Genomic DNA, 17,135 nt, shown 5'->3' with positions numbered 1-17,135 from the left:
TCCATGACGCTTTTCGTCTTCTTCGCGGTGCTTGCCGCGGCCGCTATGCACGCGATCTGGAATGCGCTGGTCAAGGTGCATCTCGACCGTTTCCTGTCGATCACTCTGATGACGCTGGGCATGGGGTTTGCCGCGCTGTTCGTGCTGCCCTTCGTCGAGTTTCCGAAGGCCGAAGTGTGGCCCTACATCATCGCCTCGGTAATCTTCCATATGGGCTACCGGACCTTCCTGATCGGCGCCTACAAGGCCGGTGATTTCGCCCAGACCTATCCGCTGGCGCGCGGTACGGCGCCGCTGCTGACCGCGCTCGGCGGCGTTGTCGTGGTGCAGGAGATGCCGGCGCCGTTCGCCATCCTCGGCATCCTGCTGCTGTCGGCCGGAACGCTGGTGATGTCGTTTCGCGGCGGCGTACATCTGGAGCGGTTCAATCTTCGCGCGGTCGGCTTTGCGCTCGGCACCTCGATCTTTATCTCCAGCTACACGCTCTCCGACGGCAGCGGCGCGCGGCTGGCGGCGACGGCGCAGAGCTACGCCGCCTGGCTGTTCGTCTGCGATGCCCTTGGCGCGCTGGTGCTGTGCCTCATCTTTCGCGGGCCCAAGGCACTGCCCGTTCTGGCGCGTGACTGGAAGGCCGGGCTGTTCACCGGCGTGCTCAGCGGCGCCGCCTACTGGATCGTCATGTGGGCAATGACCAAGGCGCCGATCGCCTCGGTGGCGTCGCTGCGCGAGACCTCGATCCTGTTCGCCATGATGATCTCGGTCTTCGCGCTGGGCGAAAAGATGACGGGCTGGCGCGGTGCTGCCGCGCTCAGCATTGTTGCCGGTGTCGTGGCGTTGCGGCTGGGTTAGCCGAGCACCGTCATCACCTGGCCGCGCCGCTCCGGGCTGAAGCGGATGACGACGATGATGCAGACGGCGACCACGCCGGCAAACAGCGCCAGCGCATAGCCATAGCTGCCTCCGGGTGCCTCGGCGATGCCGGCCTGGTAGGGGCCGCCATAGGACGCTGCGAGATTGCCGGCCTGGTAGATGAAGCCGGGCAAGGTCGCCCGCACCGCACCGGGCGAGAGCTCGTTGAGGTGCACCGGAATGACGCCCCAGGCGCCCTGCACCGCGACCTGCATGACGAAGGCGCCGATGGCCAGCATGAAGGGCGTCGAGCTGTAGGCCCAGAGCGGGATGGCCGGCAGGGCGATCAGGCAGGCCAGTGTGATTGCATTGATGCGGCCGATCCGTTCCGACAGCGCGCCGAACGCCAGGCCGCCGACGATGGCGCCGATGTTGGCGACGATGGTGATCCAGCTCACCGTATGCGGGTCGAAGCCGTGCTGCTTCTTCAGGAAGGTCGGGTAGAGGTCCTGCGTGCCGTGGCTGAAGAAGTTGAAGAACATCATCAGCACCACGGCATACACGGCGACGCTCCAGTGCTTCTGCAGCGTTTCAAGGAGCCCCGGTTTGACGGATTTCTGCGCCTCGACGAAAGCCGGCGATTCCGGCACGTGCGAGCGGATGAACAGCACGATCAGCGCCGGCAGGAAGGAGAGCAGGAACATGGCGCGCCAACCGATCGTGTAGCCGCCGATGGTCTGCTGGTAGAGCAGGCCGTAGACCACAGCCGCCAAGAGATAGCCGGTGGGGTAGCCGCATTGCAGGATGCCAGAGACCATGCCGCGGGCGCTCGGCGGGATCGATTCCATGGCGAGCGAACTGCCGAGCCCCCATTCGCCGCCCATGGCGATGCCGAACAGAGCACGCAGCGCCAGGAAGATGCCGAGATTGGGCGAGAAGGCGGCGAGCGCGCCGATCACCGAATAGCTGACGATGTTGAGCATCAGGATGAGTTTGCGGCCGTATCTGTCGGCCAGCATGCCGAAGAAGAAGGCGCCGACAAAGCGCGTTGCCAAGGTCAGGAACAGCGCCTTGGAGACCGCGGGGACGTCGGTGTTGAATTCGGTTGCGATGTCGGTGAGCAGGAAGGTCAGAAGGAAGAAATCAAAAGCGTCGAGCGTCCAGCCCAGGAAGGAGGCAAGGACGGTTTTCTTCTGTTGCGGGGTGAGGGTCACGACGTTGCTCCAATGCATCCCCCAGGGAACGATATGTCCCTCGGCTCGCAAAAGAGAACAGCGATCAGCCGGCTTTCGAAAAGACGACGGTCACTTTTTTGAGATATCGAGATCGAATACCATCAGCCCGTCGGTGCCGCCTTCGAGTGCAGCGACCAAACGGGCGCCGGCGCGTTGATGCGCCCCATGCACCAGGTAGGCGTCGCGGGCGATAGCATCGCGGAAGTCGATGGTGAAGCCATGGCTGAAACCGCGCGCGAATGGCTCCGGGCTGACATTGGCGCTGAAATGGACCGTGTCCATGCCGTCGATTACCTGGCGCAGCGCTTCGAGGTCGGCGTGAATCGCCGACCGCTCGGCGTCGGGAACATCGCTCCGGAATTTGACGAAGACGCAATGCCTGATCATTGAGTGGCTCTCCCGAATGACTATGCGGCGCGATTGCCGGAAAACACCGCCGGCGGCAGCGGCTCGCGGCCAAGGATAATATCCGAGCCCTTTTCGCCGACCATGATGGTCGGCGCATTGGTGTTGGAAGAGGGCACGCGTGGCATCACCGAGGCATCGCAGACGCGCAAGCCTTCGATGCCGCGCAGGCGCAGGTCCGGTGTCACCACGGCCATATCGTCATGGCCCATGCGGCAGGTGCCTACGGGGTGATGATCGGTCTTGGCGGTGCGGCAGGCATAATCGATCAGCTCGTCATCGCTGGCGAGCGATGGGCCGGGCAGCACTTCGCGCAGCACGTAAGGGGCAAGCGCCTTCTGCCGCATGATTTCGCGCGCGAGTCTCAGCCCCTTGATCGACATCGCGCGATCATAGGGATCGGACCAGTAGTTCGGATCGATCAGCGGGTGGTCGGCCGGATCGCCGCTCTTCAGCCGCACGGTGCCGCGCGAGCGCGGGCGCAGGAAGGCCGAGTTCAAGGTGACGCCCGGGTTGTTCAGCTTCTCGACGCCGGCTTCGATGCCGGAGCCGAGGCCGAGATGGAACTGGATGTCGGGCGATGCGGCTGTCGGATCGGCGTACCAGAAGCCGCCGGTCTCGAACAGGCTGGACGCGACGGGCCCCTTCTTCAGCAACAGATACTGCAAGCCGGCCCATGCCGTGCGATGCAGTTTGGCGTAATTGTCGTAGGTGTGGTCGCCGGTGCATTCGGCGATGACGAACAAATCGAGATGGTCCTGCATGTTGGAGCCGACGCCGGGCAGATCATGCACCGGCGTCACGCCGACCGATTTCAGGTGATCGGCCGGGCCGATGCCCGACTGCATCAACAGCTTCGGCGAACCGATGGCGCCGGACGAGACGATCACTTCGCGTTCGGCGCGCAGGATGGTCTTCTGGCCGCCCGGCCTGTCGACGATCTCGACGCCGATGGCGCGGCCTTTCTCGACGACGATGCGGGTCACCAGCACATCGGTCCTGACGGTCAGGTTCTTGCGGGCGCGGATCGGCTTCAGATAGGCGACCGACGCGGATGAACGCCGGGCGTCCTTCTGGGTCAGCTGGTAGTAGCCGACGCCTTCTTGGGCAGCGCCGTTGAAATCCGGGTTGAAGGGGATGCCCATCTCCTGGCCGGCACGGAAATAGGCCTCGCAAATCGGAAGCGGGGAAATCGGGTTCGACACGCCGAGCGGCCCCTGGTCGCCATGAAAATCGTTGGCGAAGCGCTGGTTGTTCTCTGCCCGCTTGAAATAGGGCAGCACGTCCCGATAGCCCCAGCCCGCGAGACCCTCTTCCTTCTCCCACGCGTCGTAGTCGCGGGCGTTGCCGCGCGTGTAGATCTGGGCATTGATGGAGGAGCCGCCGCCGACCACCTTGGCCTGTGTGTACCAGAAGACGCGGTCCTGCATGTGCTTTTGCGGCACGGTCGACCAGCCCCAGGAAGCGATGCCCTTGGTCATCTTGGCAAAGCCCGCCGGCATGTGGATCAGCGGATGCCAGTCCTTGCCGCCTGCTTCCAGCAGCAATACCGAATTGCCCGGATCCTCGCTCAGCCGGTTGGCGAGAACACAGCCGGCGGGGCCGGCGCCAACGATGATGTATTCGGTCATGGCATCACCCTTACAATCGCGGCACGGACAGCGCGCCGTCGACATTGATGATCGAGCCGGTGGAAAAGCCGAGCTTACCGGCGGCAAGCGTCGCCACAACAGCGCCGATGTCGGACGCTTCGCCCCAGCGCTTTGCTGGCACCAGGCCGCCATCGATCAGCGCGTCGTATTTGGCTGTCACGCCCGCCGTCATTTCGGTGCGGATGATCCCTGGGCGCAGCTCGAACACGCCGATGTTTTCCGGCGCGAGCCTGAGCGCCAGGTTCTTCACCCACATGGACAGCCCAGCTTTCGAGATGCAGTAATCCGAGCGTTCCGGTGAGGCCATTTCCGCGCTGACCGAGGTGATGGTGATGATCGAGCGCGGATGATCACCCGGTGCCGCCAGCATCGCCTTGGCGACGGCCTGGCTGAGGAAGACGGTGCCGCGCAGATTGATGTTCAGCGCACGGTCGAAATTCTCCGGCTTCAGCTCCAGCAGATCGCCGCGCACCACGGCGCCGACGCCGGCATTGTTGACGAGACAGTCGATGCGGCCGAAGGCGTTTGTGGCGGCGTCGACCAACGCGGCGTGACCGTCGAGGTTGGCGATGTCGCATTTGATGTAGGCGAACTTGGCGCCGCGTGCGGTGATGTCGGCGGCAAGCCCATCCGGCGCTCGTTCGGCGAGATCAGCGACCAGGATGTCGAAGCCGGCATCGGCCAACGCTTGACTACAGGCCAGCCCGATGCCGCGCGCGCCGCCGGTGACGATGGCAGAGGGCCGGGTCATGGGGATATGTCCCTTCGAATGTCAGCGCCGCCCCTCATCGCCCTGCCGGGCACTTCTCCCCGTATAGTGACGGGGAGAAGGACGCCTTCATCGCAGGCTTCGCCAATCGCCGCAGGAGCGCCGGGGTTGCGGCCAGCTGTCTTCTCCCCGTTTACGGGGAGAAGGTGCCGGCAGGCGGATGAGGGGCGGCGCTGACCGATCATGCGGTAAGCTCCACCTTGCGGATGTGATCAGCCACCCGCAACGCCTGCGCGGCGATCGACAGTGCCGGGTTTACCGCAGCCGAATTCGGCAGAAAACTGCCGTCGACGACGAACAGGTTCCGGTGATCAAAGGCGCGGCAGAACGGGTCGAGCGGCGAGGTCGCCGGATCGTCGCCCATCTTGACCGTGCCGCACTGGTGCGACGGCGTGCGCTTGTCGAAGGGGCGCGACAGCACGATTGGGTAGCCGCAGGCGCGGAAGTTTTCGCGCATCACCTTGGTCAGCCCGTCGAGCGACTGCATGTTGGAGCGCCGCCACTGCATGACGATGTCCTTGCCATCGACCATGATGCGGCTTTCCGGATCGGGCAGGTCTTCGCACATCAAATACCAGTCGACGGCGTGACCGGCCATGAAATCCAGCGCGAATTTCGGCACTCGCTTGACGTTGGCCTTCAACATGTTGCCGTCGATCTTGCCCAGCAGCTGGACATTGCCGAGCGGCTTGCCGCCCTTGCCGTCGGAGAGATAATAATCGTTCAGCATCAGTGTCTTCTGGTAGACGCTGTCGTTCCTGCGGCGCGGATCGATCGCCAGCATGGCGCTCGAATTGTGGTTCATGAAATTGCGGCCGACCTGGTCGGAGCGGTTGGCGAGACCTTTGCCATCTGAGGATGGCGAACGCAGCAGGATCACGGCGGAGTTGACCGCGCCGGCGGACAGGATGACCAGTTTCGGCGCTACCTTTTTCAGCTCACCATTCTGCCGGTAGTGGATGGCCGATATGCTTTTGCCGTCCGGCGCCGCTTCGAGATATTCGACGTAGCAGCCGGTCTCCAGCCGGATGTTGGTGTCCTTGAGTGCAGCCGCCAGCGGCGCCGTCTGGGCGTCCATCTTGCCCTGGCCGGTGTTGGGGAAAGCGTCCCAGCCGGTCTTGCCTTCCTTCAGCCAGGTGTCGATGTCGACGCCGAGCGGCAGCGACGCCGGGTGCAGGCCCAGCCCCTTCAGTTCCGCGCGGGCGCGGGCGATCGGCGCTTCGTCGGGCACCGGCTTGTAGGCATAGGGGATCGAATGGAACGGCTCGGTCGGGTCTTCGCCGAGTGAGCCGCGGACGCGAAACAGCTGCTCGGCTTTCGAATACCAGGGTTCGAATTCGTCATAGGAGAACGGCCAGGCCGGGGAGACGCCGCCAAAGTGCTCCATGGCGGCGAAATCCTCTTTGCGGTAGCGGATCAGCACCGCGCCGTAGAATTTCGAGTTGCCGCCGACATAGTAATAGTTGCCGGGGTTGAAGGCGGCGCCGCCGGCCTCGCGCCACATCTCCTTGGGACGGTAGTGGCCGTCGACGAAGATCGAGCGCGTGTCGCGCGCATGCGGCGTTGCCGGCAAGGGTTCGCCGCGCTCCAGCATCAGGATCGAGGCGCCGTTGCCGGCCAGACCGGAGGCGATCGTGGCGCCGCCGATGCCAGAGCCGATGATGACGATGTCAGGATTTGTCATAGCCGTCAGCGAATGCGGCTCTCGGTCGCCGGATCGAAGAACACTGCCTTGGTCAGATTGAAGGCCAGCGGCGTGCTGGTGCCCGGCTGGATGTTGGCGTCGGCGCGCAGCCGCGCCACAACGGGCTTGCCGCCGAGATTGGTCACCGCGAACGTGTCGGAGCCCGCAGGCTCGACCACCTCGATGTGCAGGTCGGCAGTGGCGATGTTGGAAGCGTTGCGTTCGGCGCCTTCCGGATCGGTCAGCGCTTCTGGCCGGACGCCGAAGATGATCGGCTTGCCCTGGAAGGCCGAGAGGCCCGCCGGCGCATTGGCCATCGGCAGCGTGATCGGCTCGCGCGCCTCGCGCTGCAGCACCACGGACAGCGCGTTGCCCGATGTGGCGATGGTCGCCGGGATCAGATTCATCGCCGGCGAGCCCATGAAGTCGGCGACGAACAGATTGCTGGGGTTGTTGTAGATCTCGGCCGGGGTGCCGAACTGCTGCACCTCGCCGTCGCGCATGACGGCGATCTTGGTCGCCAGCGTCATCGCCTCGATCTGGTCGTGGGTGACGTAGACGATAGTGGTACCGGTGGTGGCATGCAGGCGCTTGATTTCGATCCGCATGTCGACCCGCAGCTTGGCGTCGAGGTTGGACAGCGGCTCGTCGAACAGGAACAGTTTGGGGTCCCGCACCAGCGCCCGTCCCATGGCGACGCGCTGGCGCTGGCCGCCCGAAAGCTGGCTCGGCTTGCGCTGCAGGAGGTGGCCGATCTGCAGGACCTTGGCCACCTTGTCGATCGCCTTCTGGCGCTCGTCGGCCGGCACGCCGCGCATCTCCATGCCGAAGGAGATGTTTCCGGCCACCGTCATGTTCGGATAGAGCGCATAGCTCTGGAACACCATGGCGATGTCGCGCTTGGAAGGATGCAGATCGTTGATGGCGCGGCCGTCGACGCGGATCTCGCCCTCGGTGATCTGCTCCAGGCCGGCAATGGTGTTGAGCAGCGTGGACTTGCCACAGCCGGACGGGCCGACCAGCACCAGGAAGCCGCCCTTTTCGAGCTCGACATCGATGCCCTTCAGGATCTCAACATTCCCGAAACGCTTCTTCAGCCCATCGATTTCCAGAAAAGCCATGGGTTATTCCTTCCTGATCGTTCAGCCTTTGACCGCACCAGCCATCAGCCCGCGCACGAAATAGCGGCCGGCGACGACATAGACGATCAGGGTGGGCAGCGCCGCGATCATCGCGGCCGCCATGTTGACATTGTATTCGACGACACCCGTCGAGGTGTTGACGACGTTGTTGAGCGCCACCGTCATCGGCATGGAGTCGCCGGTGCCGGCATAGGCCGACGCGAACAGGAAGTCGTTCCAGATGTTGGTGAACTGGTAGATCACGGTGACGACGAAGATCGGCATCGAATTCGGCAGCATGATGCGGCGGAAGATCTGGAAGAAGGAGGCGCCGTCGACCTGTGCGGCCTTGATCAGCTCGTTCGGGAACGCCTCGTAGTAGTTGCGGAAGAACAGAGTGGTGAAGCCAATGCCGTAGACGACGTGGACGAAGACGAGGTTGACTGTCGAATTGCCCAGACCGAAGCTGGTGCCGACCGAGTTCTGCAGCGAGACACCGAAACGTCCCAGGCTGCCGAGTATGGTCGCCATCGGCAACAGCACCGACTGGAACGGAATGAAGCAGGCAAACAGCATCAGCCCGAACACCAGCGTGGCGCCGCGAAAGCGCCATTTGGTCAGCACATAGCCGTTGAGCGCGCCGAGCATGGTCGAGATCAGCACGGCCGGAACCACCATCTTGATGGAGTTCCAGAAATAGCCCTTGATGCCGGCGCAGGTGAGGCCGACGCACGTCTCGCCCCAGGCCTTCAGCCACGGGTCGAAAGTCGGCGCCTTGGGCAGGGACAGCATGTTGCCGTTCTGGATCTCGTCCATGGTCTTGAACGACGTCACCAGCATGACGAACAGCGGCATCAGATAGAACAGCGCGAACAGCGTCAGCAGCCCGTAGATGACGATGCGGTTGAGCGTCTTGGTGCTCATGCCGCCGGAGGCCTGCCGGGAAGCAGTGGGGCGGGCAGGGGTGGCGACAGCGCTCATCGCGGCTTCTCCCGCAGTTCCGAATAGAGATAGGGCACGATGATGGCGACGATGGTCATCAGCATGATCACCGCACTGGCCGAGCCGACGGCCATTTCGTTACGCTTGAAGGTGTACTCATACATGAAGTTGGAGGGCAGCCAGGCCGAGCCGCCGGGGCCGCCGCTGGTCAGCGCGACCACCAGATCGTAGGACTTGATGGCGAGGTGGGCGAGCACGATGAAGGCCGACAGGAAGATCGGCCGCAGCAGCGGGATGACGATGCGGCGGTAGAGCTGGAAGGTTGTGGCGCCATCGATCTGCGCCGCCTTCATGATCTCGCCGTCAATGCCGCGCAGCCCGGCCAGGAACATCGCCATGATGAAGCCGGAGGCCTGCCAGACGCCGGCGATGACCACGGTGTAGATGACGAAATCCTTGTTCTTGATCCAGTCGAAATGGAAGCTCGTCCAACCCCATTGATGCAGGGTCTGCTCAAGGCCGAGACCGGGATCGAGGAACCATTTCCAGGCAACGCCGGTGACGATGAAGGACAGCGCCATCGGGTAGAGATAGATCGGCCGCAACACGCCTTCGCCGCGGATCTTCTGGTCGAGCAGGATGGCCAGGAACAGGCCGAGCGCCAGGCAGATGGCGATATAGAGAAAGCCGAAAATGCCCATATTGGTGATCGACGTGTACCAGCTCGATGGCGGGTCGGTGTCGAAGGTCCAGCCCCACAGGCGCTGATAGGCGCGCGAGCCGGTGATGACATAGGACGGGAAGGTCTTGGAATTGGTGAAGGACAGATAGATCGTCCACAGGATGAAGCCGTAGACGAACACGATGGTGATGGCGAAGCTCGGTGCCAGCACGATCTTCGGCAGCGCGTCCTGCAGACGCGAGCGCACCGAGGGGCGCGACCGCTCCGGCGTCAGCTTGATCTGGGTTGTCGCTACACTGCTCATGAGGCTCCTCCCGTTTCGGGTCGTCCGTGCTCTGCCGTCAGGCGGCAAGGCGGCCCCGTGCATACGGGTCTTTGGTCGGCATGGTGTTCAGGCCGGCCAATCCTGAGGTGAAACCTTCCCCGCCGAAGCGGGGAAGGTGTCTTTAGGCTTACTTGGCGTCGTCGATTGCCTTGACCAGTTCGGTCACGGCTTCGTCCGAGGTCTTGATCTGACCATGGACGAACTTCGAAACGACGTCCTTGTAGGCATTGGCGACCGCCGGAGGCGCGCCATAGCCCTGGGCCAGCGAGCCGAACAGCGTGCCGCCTTCATTGGCAGCCTTCAGGTCGGCGATGCCCTTCTTGCCGCACGCGTCGAAGTCGGTGTCCGGAACGTCGGTACGGGCCGGAACCGAACCCTTGACGACGTTGAAGGCCGACTGGAAGCTCTTCGACAGGGTGGCGGTGGCCAACGCGACCTGGGCGGCCTTGCGATCGTCCGGAACGTTAAACATGCCGAACATGTCGGAGTTGTAGATCACGGAGCCTTCGGTGCCCGGGAACCGATAGCACAGGAAGTCCGTGCCCGGCGTTTTCTTGGCGGCGTTGAACTCACCCTTGGCCCAGTCGCCCATGACCTGCACAAGGGCGTCGCCCTTGATGACCATGGCGGTGGCAAGGTTCCAGTCGCGGCCCGAGAAGTTCGGGTCGACATAGGTGACGAGCTTGGCAAGATTGTCGAACGACTTCTTCATCGTGTCGGATTTGAGCGACTCGTCGTCGAGGTCGTTGAAGGCCTTCTTGTAGAACTCAGATCCACCGGTCGACAGTACGACCGAGTCGAACATGGTGGCTTCCTGCCAGTTCTGGCCGCCGAGAGCGAGCGGGATGACGCCAGCCGCTTTGGCCTTGTCGAGCAGGGCGACGAAGTCGTCGAAGGTCTTCGGCTCGGCGCCGCCGATCTTGTCCATCACCGCCTTGTTGATCCACAGCCAGTTGACCGAGTGGACGTTGACCGGAGCCGCGACCCACTTGCCGTCATAGACGGAGAACTTCTGCAGGGCTGCCGGAACCGACTTGTCCCAACCTTCCTTCTTCGCCGTCTCGGTGAGGTCGCCCATGACGCCGGCCGCCGCATAGTCGAGCACGGTGTAGCCGAGCATCTGCGAGGCGGTCGGGTAATTGCCGGCCGCGACCATTGCCTTCAGCGCGGTCATGGCGGCGTCGCCGCCACCGCCGGCCACCGGCACGTCCTTCCAGGCATAGCCTTCCTTGGCCAGGTCGCCCTTGAGGACGTTGAGAGCAGCCGCTTCGCCGCCCGACGTCCACCAATGCAGCATCTGCACTTCCTTGACGTCCTCGGCATGGGCCGAGAAAGCAAAGGTCGTCGCCAGAGCCGTTCCGATAAGCAGTTTGCGCAACATCTACTACCTCCCTTGTTGCATTCACATAACCGACGGATGCCCGCCGGGTTCTTCCAAACTCAGCCGACCCACCAACCGGTGCGCTGGCCGCGATGAAACTGGATTGTTTTTTCCTCGGTATAGTCCTCGACAGCGCGTTTGCCGAGTTCGCGTCCGATGCCGGACTGCTTGTAGCCCCCGAAAGGCAGCTCGGGATAGCCTTCCATGAATGTGTTCACCCAAACCGTCCCCGAACGCACACCACGCGCCACCGACATGCAAGTGTCGATGCTGGCGCTCCACACACCCGCCGACAGACCATAGGGCGTGTTGTTGGCGATGTGCAACGCCTTATCAATCGATTCAAAAGTCAGCACCGAGAGCACCGGTCCGAACACTTCCTCACGCGCAATGGCCATGTCTTCGGTGACGCCGCGAATGATGGTCGGATCGAGATATTGCCCCGCAGTCGAGGCGAGCTGCTTGCCACCACTGTAGACATCGCTGCCGCCGCTTGCAGCTGCAGTGACGTAGCCGGCTACCTTGGCCAGATGGTCCGACGAAATCATCGCGCCGACCTTGGTGCGGTCGTCGAGCGGATCGCCTACCGTCACTTTAGCGGTGAGGGCCTTCACGGCGGCGAGGAAATCGTTTGCGATCGCCTCATGCACGATCAGCCGGCTGCCGGCATTGCAGCATTCGCCGGCGTTGAAAAAGCCGCCGAACACCGCGGCGTCGGCGGCCGCTTCAAGGTCCGCGTCGGGGAAGACGATCTGGCCGTTCTTGCCGCCGAGCTCCATCGAGACTTTCTTCAGCGACTGCGCGGCTGCAGCCATGGTCATCTTGCCGACGCGGGTCGAGCCGGTGAAGGACACCATCTCGACCAAGGGATGGCTGACCATCGGTGCGCCGACATCGGCGCCGAGACCGGCCAGGATGTTGACGACGCCGGCAGGCAGGCCGGCCTGCATCAGGATATCGCCGAGCAGGAAGGTCGAGGCCGAGGTCATTTCGCTGGGCTTCACCACCGCCGTGCAGCCGGCGGCAAGCGCGAAGGGCAGTTTCTGGCTGACGATGAGGAAAGGGAAATTCCACGGCGTAATGATCGAGACGACACCGATCGGCTCGCGCACGACCACGCCCAGCATGGCGTCGCCAAGATTGGCGTAGCTCTCGCCATGCAGCGTGCGGGCAAGCGAAGCGGCATAGCGCCAGATGTCGACGGCGCCGCCAATCTCGCCGCGCGCCTGGGCGATCGGCTTGCCGGATTCCAGCGCATCGAGCCGGGCGATGTCTTCCAACCGGGCTTCGATGAGGTCAGCCGTCTTGAGCAGGATCGCGGCCCGTTCAGCCGCCTTCATGCGCGGCCACGGGCTGGTCTCGAAAGCCTTGTGCGCCGCCTGCATCGCCGCTTCCACCTCGGCCGCGCCGGCCTGTGCATAGCGCGAAACGGTGAAGCCGTGGCCGGGGCTGTTGCGCTCCAGCGTACGGCCGTCGCGGGCATCGACATGCTTGCCGTCGATCAGGAGCTTGTAAGCCTTTGGCGCCTTGGACGCCTCAGTCGGCATGGAAATGTTGAGCGGTGCGTTCATCATGCTTTCTCTAGGATCTCGAAAAGGCCGGCTTTTGCTTCGTCTTGAAGGCGCCGACGCCGGCCTTGAGGTCGCCGGTCAGGGCAATAAAGCCGCTGGCCAGCGCCTCGGTCGCGGCAGCGCTTTCCTCGCCTTCGGCGACTGCGATCATCAGCTTGGCGGCTTCGGTTGCGAGCGGCCCGCGCTCGGCCATTTTTTCGGCCCACGTCTTGGCCTCTGCCAGCGCCTGGCCGGTCTCCACCACGCGGTCGACGATGCCGAGGGCAAGCGCGTCGGGGGCAGCAAAGACTTCACCGCCAAGCGCCATGCGGCGCACGACCTGCGCACTGAGGCGGCGCACGGCGCGCTGTGTGCCGGACCAGCCGGGGACCACGCCGATCGATGTTTCGGGCAAGCCGAGCTTCACCTGCGTTTCGGCGACGCGGAAATCGCAGGCGACTGCCAATTCCAGCCCGCCTCCCAGCGCATGGCCGGACAGCACCGCAATGGTCGGTTGCCTGAGCCTTGCCAGCCGGTCGAAGACGCGGTGGCCATAGCGCACCCACTGCACCTGGAAATCGGCGGCGCTCATTTGCGCCCAGGCCTCGACATCGCCGCCGGCGCAAAAGCCCTTGCCTTCGCCGCGGACGAGCACGACGCGCACGCCGTCAGCTATCTCGGCTTCGTTGAGCGCTGTCTCAAGCGCCCGCAACATCGGAATGTCCAACGCGTTGAACTTTTCCGGCCGACGCAGCGTGACGATGCCGATGGCGCCGTCCTGCTCGAAGCTGACGAGGCGCTCAGCCATGTGCGCCTCCGAACGAAGCGCCGCCATTGAGCGACAGGCCGATCGGCCGATCCTGGTAGAGGGCCGTCGGTGTGACCTTGAGGTCGTTGGCGATGCCGAGTGGTGTCTCGGACTGCGCCAGCACATCGCGCTCGAGGTCGATGCCCGGCGCCAGTTCCGTCACCATCAGGCCGTCCGGCGTCAGCTTCATTACGCAGCGTTCGGTGACATAGGTGATGTCCTGTCCCTGCGCGACGGCGCGTTTTCCCGAGAAGGAGATGTGCTCGACCTCGTTGACCACCTTCTTGACCTTGCCTTCGACGTCGATGCGGATGCCGCCTTCGGCCAGCGACAGTTTCGCACCGGCATTGAAGAAGCCGGAGAAGACGATCTTCTTCGCCCGCGCCGTGATGTCGACGAAGCCACCGGCGCCGGCGGTGACATGCGGCCGTGCCGACAGCTTGGAGACATTGACCGAGCCGTGGCGGTCGATCTGCAGGAACGACAGCAGCGAGGCGTCGAAGCCGCCGGCCTGGAAATAGATGAACTGGTGCGGCGAGGGCATGATCGCCTCGGCGTTCGAGGCACAGCCGAACTTGAAGTCGAGCAGCGGCACGCCGCCGACAGCGCCTTGTTCGATCACCCAGGTGACCTTGCCGTGCTGGCCTTCCTCGAGGAGGATGCGTGGCACGTTGGCGGAGATGCCGAAGCCGAGGTTGACGGCCATGCCGTCGCGCAATTCCATGGCAACGCGGCGTGCTATGACCTTCTGGACGTTCATCTCGGCGTTGCGGAAGCTCGACAGCGGCCGGAAGATCTCGCCTGAAATCGCCGGATCATAAGGCGTCAGCGTCGTCTGCAACTGATCCGGCGCGACCACGATATGGTCGACCAGAACGCCGGGCACGCGCACATCATGCGGCTTCAGCGTGCCGTTCTCGACCACGCGCTTGACCTGCGCGATGACGATGCCGCCATTGTTGCGGGCAGCGAGCGCCTGTTCGAGACCGCCGAGATAGGCGCCTTCATGCTCATAGGTGAGGTTGCCGCGTTCGTCGGCGGTGGTGGCGCGGATGATCGAGATGTTGGGTACGATCGAGCGGAAATAGAGCCATTCCTCGCCGTCGAACTGCTGCACCGAGACGATCGGCTCGCTGGCGGCCGCATTCATGGCGCAGCCCTGGTGGCGCGGATCGGCGAAAGTGTCGAGACCGACCTTGGTCAGCACGCCCGGCCGCTTGGCGGCGGCCTCCCGATGCATGTCGAACAGGATGCCTGAGGGGACGTTGTAGGCGGCAACCGAATTGTCGCCGATCATCTTCCAAATCTGCGGCGGCTCGGACGAGGAGGGGCCTGAGGGGTAGGAGCCGCACAGCGTGCGCTTCAACAGGCCGGGCTTGGCCAGATGGTCGATGCCCTTGATGCCGTACATGTCGCCGGCGGCGATCGGGTGCAGCGTGGTGATACCCTTGGGATGGCCTTCGGTGTCGAAGCGCTCGCCGATGGCGGCCAGCACCGCGTCCGGGCAGCCGAGGCCGCTCGATGAGGAGACGGATACGGTCATGCCGTCCTTGATCAGGCCGGCGGCTTCCGCGGCGGAAACGAGTTTGCTCACTTGGCGCTCCCGAGCTTGGGATCGATTGCGACCGCCTTGCCGGATTTCTCCGACTGCAACGCCGCTTCGGCTGACGCAAGCGACCAGACGCCGTCCTCGCCGGTGGCGGAGGGCTGGCCCTTTCCGCTGATGGCGGCGTGGAATTGGCGGAGCGACCGGACGTAGAGGTCTTCGTGGTCGAAACTCAGTTCCTCCTCGCCCTTGGCTGTGCGCAGCAACACCGTGCCGACCGGCTTTTGCGTCATCACATTTTTGCCGATCAACGAGCCTTCCGAACCATGCACCTCGAAGCCGGTGTCGGCGAACTTTGTGGTGAAGCCTTCATGCGACTGGGCAATGACGCCGGACTTGAAGCGCCAGATGCACATGGCGCCGTCTTCCAGCCCACTGCCGGCCATGCCGGCCGACTGGGTGAAGGCGGAAATCTCGATCGGGTCGTCGCCAAGCACGAAACGCAGCGTGTCGGCATCGTGCACGGTGATGTCGAGCACCACCCCGCCGCCGGCCTCAGGTTTGGTGATGCGCCAACCCTGCAGGTTCTCCGGCAGGTAGACGGAATGGAAGACACGCGCGGCGATCGGCTTGCCGATGCGGCCGGCTGATATGGCATCGCGCATGGTGCGGTGGGCGCCGGCATTGCGCAGATGATGGTTGGTGCCAAACACGATTCCGGCTGCCTTGGCGGCGGCGACCATGGTGCGCGCATCGGCGCTGGTCAGCGCCAGCGGCTTTTCGCACAGAACATGCTTTCCCGCCTTGATCGCGGCCTGCGCCTGCTCGAGATGCAGTTCATTGGTGGTCGAGATGTAGACGGCGTCGATGCCGGCGCCGAGCAGGTCGTCGAGTGTCGAGACGGCGAGCGGAATGCTGTTTTCCGCGGCATAGGCCTTGGCCCGCTCCGGGCTGGAGCTCATCACCGCTGATATCTCGCCACCCTCTTGCGCACGGATGGCGTTGATCATGAACTGTCTGGCGATCGTGCTGGCGCCGATCAATCCCCATCTGACGCTCATGCGGCGTCTCCCATTCCTGCAGGCGTGTTCCGGGCGCGGCGATCGGGACCGCAGCTTTCCCTGACGACCAGATTGACGGCGCCGATATGGTCCTCGGCACGCGTGGTGCGCGACTGGATCATCTTCAGCATGACATGCGCGGCGCGCTCGCCAAGGCCTGCCGTGTCCACCGAGACGCTTGTCAGCGCCGGCATGTAGTGCTCGGCCTCGACCACGTCGTCGAAACCGACAACGGCGAAATCCGCGCCAGGCTCCAGCCCGCGCTTGCGCAGCGCCAGCATGACGCCGAAGGCAACGGCGTCGTTGAAACACAGCGCCGCCGTCGGCGGCTCGGGCATGGCAAGGGCGGTCTCCAGGCAGGCGATGCCGCCCCTGCGGCTGGTCTCGCCTTCGACGACGAGCACGTCGCGCCTGGCAATGCCAAGCGTTTCGCATGCCTCGCGAAAACCGCCCAGGCGCTCCTGATAGACGACCAGATCGGCGGTGCCGCCGAAGAAAGCCAGCCGGCGATGGCCCTTGCCGATCAGATGGGCGGCGGCGAGATACGCGCCGCGATGATTGTCGGGCGCGATCACAGGGATGCGGCTGTCCGGCAGGCGGCGCATCGCGAAGACCACCGGCACGCCGGCCGTCTCGAGGCGGCGGAAGGCGCCCGGCGTCGTGCCGCGCGCCGGCGAGACGATCAGGCCTGCGACGCCCTGTTCCATCAGCGACTTCAGCACTTCCTCCTGGCGCACCGGATTCTCCGCCGTATTCGCGATGAACGGCACGATGCCGGCTGACTGGAAGACACGCTCCATGCCGACCGCCAGCTCGGCGAAAAAGGGGTTGGTGAGATCGTTGATGACCATGCCGATGACGTTGGAGTGGGCCTTGCGCAGATTGGCGGCGCCGCGGTTGTAGACATAGCCGACATCCTCGATCGCCTTGCGAACCTTGAGCGCGGTTTCAGGCCGGATCAGCCCTGAGCCTTGCAGCACGAGCGACACCGTCGATTTGGACACACCGGCCTCGCGGGCGATGTCCAGGATCGTTGCCTTGGGCCGGCTGGCCATACGGGTGGTTTCCTCCGCTTGAATTGGAAAATCTATTGGAACGTTCTAATCACTGTGCCAAACGAGAGTC

Annotated in this window: 15 protein-coding genes; 1 reads left to right on the top strand and 14 read right to left on the bottom strand. The window is 64.0% G+C overall.

Translation table 11 applies throughout. From position 1 onward, the window contains the following. The first annotated feature begins 3 nt into the window (after positions 1-3). A complete protein-coding gene (locus JQK88_RS13960; protein ID WP_192254602.1) occupies positions 4-849 on the top strand; it encodes an EamA family transporter in 846 nt (281 codons plus the stop codon). Here the strand turns inward: JQK88_RS13960 and JQK88_RS13955 are convergent. The 14 genes from JQK88_RS13955 to JQK88_RS13890 all read right to left on the bottom strand — a co-directional run bounded on the left by JQK88_RS13955 (position 846) and on the right by JQK88_RS13890 (position 17,065). Next, positions 846-2,081 carry an MFS transporter gene (locus JQK88_RS13955; RefSeq protein ID WP_210388302.1) on the bottom strand — a complete coding sequence of 412 codons (1,236 nt, stop codon included), beginning with the start codon at positions 2,079-2,081 and terminating at the stop codon, positions 846-848. The genes JQK88_RS13960 and JQK88_RS13955 overlap by 4 nt on opposite strands. A 72-nt stretch (positions 2,082-2,153) precedes the next feature. Next, the gene (locus JQK88_RS13950) at positions 2,154-2,471 is read right to left on the bottom strand and encodes a Dabb family protein (RefSeq protein WP_203278600.1); all 318 of its coding nucleotides are present in this window, start codon (positions 2,469-2,471) and stop codon (positions 2,154-2,156) included. Between the two features lie 20 nt (positions 2,472-2,491). Next, positions 2,492-4,120, bottom strand: coding sequence for a GMC family oxidoreductase (locus tag JQK88_RS13945; RefSeq protein ID WP_203278599.1), 1,629 nt, complete (start codon positions 4,118-4,120; stop codon positions 2,492-2,494). Positions 4,121-4,130: 10 nt separating this feature from the next. Next, entirely contained in the window at positions 4,131-4,898 is a 768-nt protein-coding gene (locus tag JQK88_RS13940) for a 3-ketoacyl-ACP reductase (protein ID WP_192254627.1), read from the bottom strand. A 193-nt stretch (positions 4,899-5,091) separates the two neighbouring features. Continuing rightward, positions 5,092-6,594, bottom strand: a complete 1,503-nt coding sequence (locus JQK88_RS13935; RefSeq protein WP_203278598.1) for an FAD-dependent oxidoreductase — start codon at positions 6,592-6,594, stop codon at positions 5,092-5,094. Positions 6,595-6,599: 5 nt separating this feature from the next. After that, positions 6,600-7,715, bottom strand: coding sequence for an ABC transporter ATP-binding protein (locus tag JQK88_RS13930; protein WP_192254592.1), 1,116 nt, complete (start codon positions 7,713-7,715; stop codon positions 6,600-6,602). A gap of 21 nt (positions 7,716-7,736) precedes the next feature. Beyond that, positions 7,737-8,696: a carbohydrate ABC transporter permease gene (locus JQK88_RS13925; protein ID WP_192254590.1), complete on the bottom strand. Its 960-nt coding sequence runs from the start codon at positions 8,694-8,696 to the stop codon at positions 7,737-7,739. Further along, a complete protein-coding gene (locus JQK88_RS13920; RefSeq protein WP_027043147.1) occupies positions 8,693-9,643 on the bottom strand; it encodes a carbohydrate ABC transporter permease in 951 nt (316 codons plus the stop codon). The genes JQK88_RS13925 and JQK88_RS13920 overlap by 4 nt, the downstream gene beginning before the upstream one ends. A gap of 148 nt (positions 9,644-9,791) precedes the next feature. Further along, the gene (locus JQK88_RS13915; RefSeq protein WP_192254588.1) at positions 9,792-11,045 is read right to left on the bottom strand and encodes an ABC transporter substrate-binding protein; all 1,254 of its coding nucleotides are present in this window, start codon (positions 11,043-11,045) and stop codon (positions 9,792-9,794) included. Between the two features lie 59 nt (positions 11,046-11,104). Next, complete coding sequence (locus tag JQK88_RS13910; RefSeq protein WP_203278597.1) at positions 11,105-12,616, bottom strand: aldehyde dehydrogenase family protein; 1,512 nt, start codon at positions 12,614-12,616, stop codon at positions 11,105-11,107. A 10-nt stretch (positions 12,617-12,626) separates the two neighbouring features. Beyond that, entirely contained in the window at positions 12,627-13,403 is a 777-nt protein-coding gene (locus JQK88_RS13905) for an enoyl-CoA hydratase/isomerase family protein (RefSeq protein ID WP_192254584.1), read from the bottom strand. Next, on the bottom strand, positions 13,396-14,997 hold the full coding sequence (locus JQK88_RS13900; protein WP_203278596.1) for an acyl CoA:acetate/3-ketoacid CoA transferase: 1,602 nt from the start codon (positions 14,995-14,997) through the stop codon (positions 13,396-13,398). The genes JQK88_RS13905 and JQK88_RS13900 overlap by 8 nt, the downstream gene beginning before the upstream one ends. Further along, positions 14,994-16,010 carry a Gfo/Idh/MocA family protein gene (locus JQK88_RS13895; protein ID WP_203278595.1) on the bottom strand — a complete coding sequence of 339 codons (1,017 nt, stop codon included), beginning with the start codon at positions 16,008-16,010 and terminating at the stop codon, positions 14,994-14,996. Before JQK88_RS13895 ends, JQK88_RS13900 begins: the two co-directional genes overlap by 4 nt. After that, on the bottom strand, positions 16,007-17,065 hold the full coding sequence (locus JQK88_RS13890) for a LacI family DNA-binding transcriptional regulator (protein WP_203278594.1): 1,059 nt from the start codon (positions 17,063-17,065) through the stop codon (positions 16,007-16,009). Before JQK88_RS13890 ends, JQK88_RS13895 begins: the two co-directional genes overlap by 4 nt. Between the last annotated feature and the right edge of the window lie 70 nt (positions 17,066-17,135).

The organism is Mesorhizobium caraganae, assembly GCF_016836705.1.
GTDB classification, from domain to species: Bacteria; Pseudomonadota; Alphaproteobacteria; order Rhizobiales; family Rhizobiaceae; genus Mesorhizobium; species Mesorhizobium caraganae.
This window is presented reverse-complemented; position numbering and strand designations above follow the sequence as displayed.